Raw genomic sequence first — 9,818 nt, forward strand, 5'->3', positions numbered from 1 at the left:
CGTTCATGGAGGGCTCCTGAGTATAAGCTCAGGAATAATGTAATCTAGTTACGTCGGTCTGTCTACACAATAATTTAATGCCAGACCTGTTAGCCCCGTTGCCTCAGCGAACAATCGTCCAGGCAAATGTAGAAACTCCAGGCGTCTGCTCAGGAGCAGACGCGTGTTCCGAACATCCCGGAACGAGTTCAGGAAGCTGTCACCTTCGCCAAGAGCCGCAACTTCGAGCGCGAGGCCGTCACCGATGAGCGAGACATCATGCGCGACGCCTTACGGCGCGGCATGGGCGACCTTACTTACAGCCAGGTACGCGACAACTTCGAGCAACGGCAAGCCACCGGAGAATTCCAACGCGCACCCGGCCACAAGCACGACACCGGGCGGCAGTTTACGACCCGCGAGACCATTGCCGAGGAGCTTGCGACCATCAAGCACATGCAGCAGGGCCAGTCCACAGTCGAGCCGATCATGCGGCAAGAGGTCGGAGCCGCCCATGCCCGTACCCGCGAGTTCCTGAATCCGGCACAACAAAAAGCCATCGAGGAAGTGCTTACCTCCCACGACCGCATACATGGTCTACAGGGATTGGCGGGCAGCGGCAAGACCACGACCCTTGAGGCCATCCGCGAGGGCGCGGAGCGCAACGGATACGCCGTCGAGGGCTTCGCTCCCACAAGTCGAGCCGCCGGCCAGCTCCGGGATGCCGGTATTCAGGCCGACACCTTGCAAGGTTTTCTCGCGCGGGGAGGGGTCGAGCGCAGCGCGGGAGACCCGAACGCCCGGCACCTTTATATGCTCGACGAATCCAGTCTTGCCAGCACCCGGCAGATGCAATCATTTCTCGAAAAGATTGGGTCGCAGGACCGGGTTTTGCTCGTTGGGGACACCAGGCAGCACCAGGGCGTCGATGCCGGAAAGCCCTTCGAGCAGATGCAGGATGCCGGAATGCGGACATCGCAGCTCGACCAGATCGTGCGCCAGAAAGACCCCGAACTGCTACGCGCAGTCGAACATCTCTCGCGCAACGAGACTGCCACCGGCATTCAACTCCTTCAGCAGCACGGCCGGATTACCGAGATTCCCGACGACCGTCAGCGCATCGAGGCCATCGCCAGGGCTTATGTCGCACGACCGGAGAACACGCTGGTTGTCTCGCCCGATAATGCCAGCCGCCGCGACATCAACGATGCCATCCGCGCCGAATTGCAGGGCAGCGGCGCGCTGTCCAAAGACAATCATCCGATGACCGTTCTTACCCAGCGTTCGGAACTGACCAGCGCCGACCGCAACTGGGCCGCGCTTTACCAGCCCGCCGACGTTCTCTACTACACCCGAGGGAGCAAGGAACTTGGCATTGAGCGTGGCACCTATGCCACAGTCGTCTCCATAGACCCCAAAGCGAACCACCTCACGGTTGAACGCGAGGACGGCCAGCAAGTTACCTACGATCCCAAGCGGCTGCATGGCATCGCCGCCTACCGAGAAATCGCCAGAGACTTTGCAGAGGGCGACCGGCTCCAGTTCACCGTCAGCAAGCCCGACATGGAAATCAGGAACCGCGATCTGGGCACCGTGGAACGCATCGACGGCACCAGCATGACCGTCCGCATGGATGGGGACAAGGCCCGGACTCTGACATTCGACACCTCCGAGATGCGGCACTTCGACCACGGCTACGCCGTTACGTCGCACAGTTCGCAGGGACTCACCACGGATCGAGTTCTCATCAACATGGACACCACGGCCCACCCCGAACTCATCAACACACGCTTCGCTTACGTGTCCGTCTCTCGCGCGTCCGAAGACGCGCGAATCTACACGAACGACGCAACAACGCTCGCCGAACGCCTCAGCACCGACATCAGCAAAGCCTCCGCTGTCGAGGTCGCAAGACCGAACAACGAAGCGCAAGCTCACCAACCCCAACCGAAGGAGCAGACCATGACCAACACTAAAGAACTGACCCCCGAAGAGCAAAGACGGCACTTCCAACAGGAACCTCACGATCCTGCAATCGACAAGGCGCGGTCGCCCTCTCAGATCGACCAACGGCATTATGCACCGCTCCACAACGCTTTGCCGAACGATGCCTCTGGTTACGAGTGGAAGCGGGAGACCGGCGACATCCAGAGCTACCAGCACAACCAGACTGGCGGTTGGCTCCACATCGACCAACAGACTCAGTTCTACGACCGCCATGCCCAGCCAATAGCGAGGGAACATGCTTTGGAACACGCCGGGCATCTCACCCTTGCAGTCAACGAAATTTCTCAAGCTCAATCCATCGCTAAAGGCACCATCGGCAACGACCAGGGATTGAGCTTGTGATTCACCGCGCCCAACCAGTCGAATGCCAGTTACTAGAGAACAGCCGGCTGATGAATGGATTCCGGATACGGATATGTCAAGTTTTGTCGCAAAAAAACTTGACAATATGGCGTAGGTGGAACAGAGTAAAGGAGATGCCAAAGGCCACCAAAACCCGCAGCACCGCCAGCTCCATCCGCCTACAGATTGAACGCGGCGGCGAGAAGTTATGGCGGCACAACGACTTCCGGGATCAGCCTTTTCCCGCCGTTGCCCAGACGCTCTCACGCCTGACCCGCAACGGCACATTAGAACGGCTGAGCAAAGGTGTCTATTATCGTCCTCGCTCAACCGCCTTCGGGCCGAGCCGTCCCAGCCCCACGGCAATCCAGAAACTGGCAGAGAGAACCAAGACGATCTTCCCATCCGGCACCGCTGCCGCCAATCTGTTAGGTTTCAGCACACAAACACCGCGGCGAAGCGAGTTGGCAACAAGCTCACTCAGTCTCCCCAGGAAACTCATCGGCGCCGAGACCCGCGTCCATGCACGGAGGCCGGAAGCATGGAAGAGCCTTTCTGAGACAGAAGCAGCCCTGCTCGACTTTTTACGCAAGGGCGGCAAAACAAGCGAACTGTCTACCGAACGCACCATTCACAAGACGTTGGCCCTACTGGCAACGGATCTTCACCTTGAACGACTGCTCAAGGTCGCCGATTCGGAGCCGCCACGGGTTCGCGCACTACTGGGCGCACTGGCGGAACAGCTTGAACGAGATCCCACCGCACGAGCGCGTCTGCGTGCCTCCTTGAATCCGCTCTCCAGGTTCGACTTTGGACAATTCACATCCCTGACACACGCGCGCGAGTGGCAGGCCAAGGAAAGGCCCAAAACGTGAGACTGTTTGAACATCCTGACTTCGATCAGGAGATCCTTCAGGCCGCAGAGCGCTTTCAGCTCCGCCCTGGGATCATCGAAAAGGACTATTACGTCACCGAAGTGCTGCGCATCATCGCTGCTACGGCCAGCGACAAAGTTATCTTCAAAGGCGGAACCAGCCTCTCGAAAGGCTGGAACTTGATTCAGCGGTTTTCAGAGGACATTGACATCTTCCTCGACCCGCTTGCCTTCGAGCCGCCCCTGACCAAACGCGGCATCGACCGCGAACTAAAGAGCCTGCGCGATGCCGTGGCCGCGCATCCGGCTCTTCAGTTTGTTCCCGAGGAGAGCCAAACCATAGGAGGCTTCGGGCGCAATGACCGGTTCTCCTATCGCCAGCTCTACGGCGGCCCCGGTGAAGTCGCCAACCGCGTCCTCCTCGAAGCAGGAGCAGCCAGCGGTCGGGAGCCCACCGCGAATGTTGAGCTGCGCTCCTACCTCGGTCAGTTTCTGCTGGAAAAGGGAATCACGCTTGGAGCGGAAGACGAAAACTCGTTCCCGATGCGCTTGCTCCATTTCCGGCGGACTTTCGTCGAGAAGATGTTTGCCATTCACAGCAAAGTGGAAATACTCAAACGGGATGGACGTGCTCTGGGCACCTATGCTCGGCACTACTACGACCTGTTTCAACTCGCATCGCGGCCCGAGGTTTTAGAAATGCTGCAATCTGCCGAGTATGGGGAAATTAAGCGGGACTACGACCGCATCAGCCGCACACACTTTCCTGGCAGCTACTTCTACCCGGATCAAATGAGCTTTGCCAACAGCGACGCGCTCTTTGCGACGGGAGACCTTTCTGCCGCGATTGGCCGCGAATACAAGGGCCAGTGCGAGATTCTCTGTTTCGGCTCCCACCCGTCGTGGGAGATCGTGCAAGCCCGTTTTATGGAGCTTCGCAACCTGCTATAGACATGCGTGAGAAATGCTCATCGCGTGCTACGCTAAAAGCGCTTCTCTTAACCGCCGATGGCTCAACCATTTGAAACAACGTTCCTTCTGTTTGTCGACATGCTCGGCTTTGCTGCTTTAGTCGAAAAGGAAGGCGATGAGCTAAACGAGCTCAGTCCAGTCTTTACCGGGGTGGAACTGTATTCCCCATCTCCAGCAGAGAGCCTACTTGGATACCGGTTTATCAACTTTCATCATTGCCTCAATGAAGCTCGGCAACGACTCCAAAAGATAGGAGCCGGTACAGCGATCGTCTTTTCCGATTCGGCATTCTTCCGAATCGAATCCCTAGACGATGCAATTCAGCTCGCGCGCGCGTTAATGTTCGATCTGGCCACGAACGGTGTGCCTGCCCGTATGGGCCTAGCGCGGGGGTCATATCGTATGCTGCGGTTCGTAACGGACTCGTCCGCACAAGTTTCTTTTCACATGTCGCAATTTCTCGGAACGGGTGTTGTCCGCGCCTACCAGACTGAGAGCTGCGGTATCCCCGGTCTCAGAATCCTGCTCCATCCGGATTTGGAGCCATTGCTGGATAAGGACGCCATGCGCATCATTCCTGTGAGTCGCAGCGAAAAGATGAGACTCAATGTGCTATCCGAGGTCAACTATCTCGATGCGGCCCCTTGCAATTTGGGATCGGATTTTGATGATTGCATTCAGTTCGATTCGCTGCGTTGCATGATCGGTGAGACAGAGGAGCAATTTCAATATCACTATCACGAGACGTTCAACGCTTGGAACCAGATGCGTGCCCAACTTGGCCGGGCTCCCTATCCTTGGGAGAAGTTCCTAGATCGCGACGAATACGATCATGTTCATGGAATTCGGGTGCGGCCGTCAACGAATGACTGAATTTCGTATGCTTGTATCGCAGCAACCGATCCACGGTCACCCAATGCGGCTTTTCTCATAATCCTCTTGCGCCGAGATTGATGTCGGCGTCGATCCAGCCCTCTTTCCAAGGCTGCGTGCGGTTCTCGTCGAATTCAATCCCATGCACGCGTGCATCACCGCCAGCGTCGAACAGAAGGTCCCAGGTCTCCTCGAAATCATCTTCCCCACCATCCGCAAGAACCCGTTGGTGTCGCGCTGACTCCAAAAGTTCAACATCAGCATCTTCCCAGCCACAGCGCCACGAGTGCGTTGTCACGCCAGAGGCGAGAGTCTCTGATAATCGCGCTCGGAACCCCACTGCATAAGCGGTCCGATCCCACGTCATTACTTCTCGATCAATCAAAACCATTTACGCCTCCGCTGTTATTCACTCTAACGTAGCGCGATCATTCTTGCTTAAAGCGTAGCGGGCTGAGGTATTCACCGTGTGGCAGCGAACCACGGCCACCAACACTGTTATTTTGGGACTAGTTCGATTCCTGTTGCCACTGTTGAATCCAGCGATGCGTCCAGGACGAAGCTCCGAATCAGTACCCCTCCTGAAAGTTCCGTTGCTTGTTCCGTGAGATCCTGTCGCAATTTGGAAATATCAATTGCATCGCTCTTTGCTCGTCTTGCGTCGCTGGCAATCCACTGATTGGCCTTGAAGTGCGCTACGACATACAATCCCGCTCGATACTCGCTGTTCTTCATGTAGCGATCTCGGAGCTGGCCTTCCATGTCCCTCATTAACCCATCGTTCCAGCTTCCCTTGACTTCGATCACGACGCCAATCGGACCATAAAGCTGTCCCGGTGTATCCTGCGCCGGGACAGCATCAACATGAATATCGGTGCTCTGCCCAGCCATCTCTCCACGGCGGCCCCGTCGAATCTGAACCTCGCGATTGATAACGATTCCACGGTCAGCGAGACCCTTCTTCAAATGACGCGCCACATAGTCGGACACATCTTCCTCTTGCTTTGGCCACCAATCCGCGCCCTTAAAATTCCAGAGGTCGCCTACAGAAGCGAGTTCTCCATGTAATTCGGCTTGCAGATGCGACAACGACTCCACAATGACGTCAAGCAACTGCTGGCTACTCTCGATAAAGCGCTTCTTAGAGTCAGATGCCATCGTGATAATGTCGCGCGGCGTTTGGGCCTCCCAGGTAGAGGCACACGCGAGCAACTCTGCTTCATCGAAGTGGAAACGAAGCCAGCGATATTGTGGAAACTGCAACTCGGCACGCGCGAGGGCGTCACATGCATCAAACGATGCGCGGCGTTTCAGCTTTTCGAGACTTCCATCACGGAGCATCCGAACCGTGTCAACTGGCCCAACAGCTCCGGACGCCATTCGTTCATCGGGAGAATACTGTTCCAGTAGCCAGATGTAGAGCTCCCCGAGTTCGACATCGCTGAGACAATTGGTGAACGAGGCTTTATCGTCATAGCCGTAGGAAACCCCTTCCAATAACTGCCGGCCATAATTCGTATCCGTCTGAATAAGCGGCCAAAGCGTTTTCCAGGCGGCATCGTCACTTGCTTTCAAAAGGGCTTTGGAAAAACCAATCCCACGGTCCGTATTGTATTCAGAACCTACCGTTTCTTCCGCCCATTCTTTTGCGCCCGTTACTTTGCGCTTTACAAGCTGGAAGAGAATTTCCGCTTGAACGCTCGGCGCGAGATCATTGAGCTCCAGTTTTGCGAGCAGGGCTTCACCCAACGAGTCAGCCCATGCCAGGTCTACGAGAGTGTCGGCAAAAAAGAACTGCCGACTGTCACTCTCCATCTGAATCTGCTCTAGGAGCTTCTCATTCATTGTGGCCGGTGCACCGGACGCGGCCATCGCAAACACTGCGTTAACTGCATCAATCGCATCGCTCCGGTTGTGAGTGACGCGAGAATCTCCTATCAGGGCAGGAATCCAGGCTGCCCAAAATTCGGTTGATTGTCCTTGTAGATATGCAAAATCGACGCCGTAGAGGAATGCGAGTGCATTCACACCTGCCGATGCGCCGTATGGAACTTGCGTAGATGTAAACCAAGCCAACGTCCGAAACTGCGTCTCCGTCAGGAAGATTTTCGCCGCAGCAACGATTCTGCCTCTCATCCCTTCGGACGCCCCCACCCATCCCGGAAGTGTTTCAACCTCCATCTGGCGGAGGTCCATGTAGTGGGTGCCACCCACGTCCAAGGACATTTCGCCCAGCAGCCTAAGCCACGCATCCACCTCGCCACCCTCGATGAGCTGAAGCGCAGCTTCACACCGGGGCTCCAGAGCGGGAGCAACCTGAATATTATTTTCTTTGAAAAAATCAGCCTTTGAGCGTCGTTCCAACTTCGCCAGTTCTGAATCGAGAGGAACAGGGACGAATAATGGGTTGCACTCGGCGGCCAGCGTCGGGCTAATCTGACATGCGTCCCACACCTTCTTCACTGCTTCGGGTTCCCATGAACACGCCAAACGCGAGACGATCTTTGCCTCAACTTGTGGAACAGGTGACGCCCCAGTGATCACTCTGTCGATGAACCATTCCAGATCGGCCAAGTGCACCAACAAGACAGGATGAAACAACAGATGCTCGTTTGTAGGATTGAGGAGAGGCAAGAACGCCTCCAGGAAACGTCTCCGCCGTCCCTCTTCATTGACTAGAATCTCGGCGATGGACTGTTTCTTGTGTCCCCGATTTGGAAAGCCTCTGTACGACTTGCATCGTTCAAATATCGTCTGAGCAAGAAGGTCAGCCACTCGATCAGCTTCGAGATGCTCAATCGCAACTCTGCAAATCTCGCCTTCCAACTCGGAGATTGTCCCGAAGTCCTCTATCGGCTGCTTAGCACACCACTGTAGCGCTGCCGGAAGATTGCCTGCGTTGAGCTTCGGAACGACTGCGTACGAAAGAAAAGTGTCATAGGAACCGAAAAACAGTGATTCCCGTGGATGCTCAAGACAATTCCACATCTCGTCGTCGTATTTGTCGCCCGCATAGACGGCGTTAAGCGCAGCGCCCCTCAACTGGTCATTCGGATCAATCTGACGGCTCGCTTTCAAAAGAGGACGTAACTGGCTGCGCTCCTCATCCGAGCCAGCCTCCGCGATGGCATATGCTGCTATCGTGCGTACCTCGTGTAGTTCCTCATCGGATAGGGCGACGTCCAAAAGTGGCTTTCCAAGGCTGCTGATCGCACAGGCACGAATAATCCTTATGGCGAAGTAACGTGTGGTCCACGACCGCGCGCGATCGACGATCACCGGCTCCAATTGCTCTGCGATTGATGGATGGGCAAGGTGTCGCAGCTCCAGGTTGTGTTTAACGTGGAGCACAGCACTTTGATCGCAACTCCGCAAAAGCGCATCTGTGAGTACCCGCCGTTGCTCATTCGACAAACTAGGCGCTGCGGACCCCAACAGGACTTCGGGATCACACTCTGCAATTTCCGCAAAAAGCCCGTCATTCCGAAGTGCAATCCATGAGGCAACCTCTCGTACTTGCGGAATCACACGTCTACGCCGAGGATGAAATACCAGTGAACGGAGTTGCTCAATAGGCAGCTCGTGTACGAAGCAATATCGCGCAGCCAGAAATTCCGCAAACATCTGATGCGACCAGCCAAGACGCTCCTGACCTCGGGACGAGAACAGTCCCGTTCCCAACGTCTCCAAAACGGCGTTGTGTGTGACGTTCACGGGGCTGTCCGACGGTTCACTCTCACCGACTAAATCACCGATAGCTACATCTTCTTCAGGAATACCTTCGGCTTCGGTTCCAGTCCAGACCGCGAAACGGTTACCGAATTGAGTTGCCGCCGCAATGCGAGAGGCAACTGCGACTCGATCTCTCGGACTTAAGTCACCCGTCCTGCGTGAAGCACGGCGACTTTCATTTTGCTCTTCACAGAGGATGGAGCATCCCTTCTCGTAAAGATCAACTACGTCTCCCGGTAGATCACCCTCTCGCAGGAATGTGTCGAGCAGCATCTTGAGCGTAACCGGCTTGATAGCTAGAGACGTGATATGTAATTCATCAACTCGCGCAAGAAACGAATCTGGATCGGTAATGCCGGTCAATGTTGCCGCTTGGAGGACATCGACTCGGCGCAGAGGCACCAATTCGGTCGCAGAAAATGAACCCTCTCCGTAGCCTGATTTGAGCGCCTTTTCCAGCAATGGTGGCCATGATGCCGTGCGGCAGGCGATTCGCAGCTTCAGTCGGTCCAACGGATATTTTGGTATCTCGTCTGCTAGGAGCGCAGCCACTGAGTCAATGCGCAGCAAGCATTCATCCAGGCTGTCGATGTACAGATGCAAGTCATAATCGCCCTTTGCCCATTGGAGAAAGGTGTCGTCCTCGAATAGTGTCCGATAGAGGCGATCTTCGCTACGAAACCCGGCCATTAACGAGACCTTTGAAGGCGAGCTGAGGAAAGCACTAGAAGGAGTGTTAGCGCTCATCTGAAAACGTATTTTTCTGAACATCTGCCGGCGGTTTCTGAGTGGCCATTCGTAGCTTGAGGCGGAGGTAATCGCGGTAGTTTTCCGGGGCGGGATTCTCCTGGAGTTCCTCGATGACGGGGCGGAAGTAGGCCAGGGAGCGGATGGGTGCCAGGCGCGGGGAGTCAGCAGGGCGGATCAGGCGGCGCAGCGAGGCGAGCAAAAGAGCGGTTTCGACGGTTTCCAGCGGCACAGCATCCTGATAGAAGTGGCGTGCCAGCCATTGATCTGACGCGCTGACGCGCATGGGCGT

At 55.9% G+C, this 9,818-nt stretch carries 7 protein-coding genes; 4 read left to right on the plus strand and 3 right to left on the minus strand.

What is annotated here, in order from left to right:
• The first annotated feature begins 258 nt into the window (after window positions 1-258).
• The 4 genes from VMU57_RS10355 to VMU57_RS10370 all read left to right on the plus strand — a co-directional run bounded on the left by VMU57_RS10355 (window position 259) and on the right by VMU57_RS10370 (window position 5,047).
• The gene (locus VMU57_RS10355; protein ID WP_325383101.1) at window positions 259-2,328 is read left to right on the plus strand and encodes an ATP-dependent DNA helicase; all 2,070 of its coding nucleotides are present in this window, start codon (window positions 259-261) and stop codon (window positions 2,326-2,328) included.
• A gap of 134 nt (window positions 2,329-2,462) precedes the next feature.
• A complete protein-coding gene (locus VMU57_RS10360; protein WP_325383103.1) occupies window positions 2,463-3,203 on the plus strand; it encodes a DUF6088 family protein in 741 nt (246 codons plus the stop codon).
• Complete coding sequence (locus VMU57_RS10365) at window positions 3,200-4,153, plus strand: nucleotidyl transferase AbiEii/AbiGii toxin family protein (RefSeq protein ID WP_325383105.1); 954 nt, start codon at window positions 3,200-3,202, stop codon at window positions 4,151-4,153. Before VMU57_RS10360 ends, VMU57_RS10365 begins: the two co-directional genes overlap by 4 nt.
• Before the next feature lie 57 nt (window positions 4,154-4,210).
• Complete coding sequence (locus VMU57_RS10370; RefSeq protein ID WP_325383107.1) at window positions 4,211-5,047, plus strand: hypothetical protein; 837 nt, start codon at window positions 4,211-4,213, stop codon at window positions 5,045-5,047.
• 55 nt (window positions 5,048-5,102) lie between these two features.
• Here VMU57_RS10370 and VMU57_RS10375 read toward each other — a convergent pair whose 3' ends face one another.
• From VMU57_RS10375 to VMU57_RS10385, 3 genes are all read right to left on the minus strand, one after another.
• On the minus strand, window positions 5,103-5,438 hold the full coding sequence (locus VMU57_RS10375) for a hypothetical protein (RefSeq protein WP_325383109.1): 336 nt from the start codon (window positions 5,436-5,438) through the stop codon (window positions 5,103-5,105).
• Between the two features lie 107 nt (window positions 5,439-5,545).
• Window positions 5,546-9,550 carry a hypothetical protein gene (locus tag VMU57_RS10380; protein WP_325383111.1) on the minus strand — a complete coding sequence of 1,335 codons (4,005 nt, stop codon included), beginning with the start codon at window positions 9,548-9,550 and terminating at the stop codon, window positions 5,546-5,548.
• Window positions 9,516-9,818, minus strand: a 303-nt coding sequence (locus VMU57_RS10385; protein WP_325383113.1) for a hypothetical protein, incomplete at its 5' end; no start/stop codon positions are given. The genes VMU57_RS10380 and VMU57_RS10385, both read right to left, overlap by 35 nt.

The sequence above is a fragment of the Edaphobacter sp. genome, assembly GCF_035532915.1.
Classification (GTDB): Bacteria; Acidobacteriota; Terriglobia; order Terriglobales; family Acidobacteriaceae; genus Edaphobacter.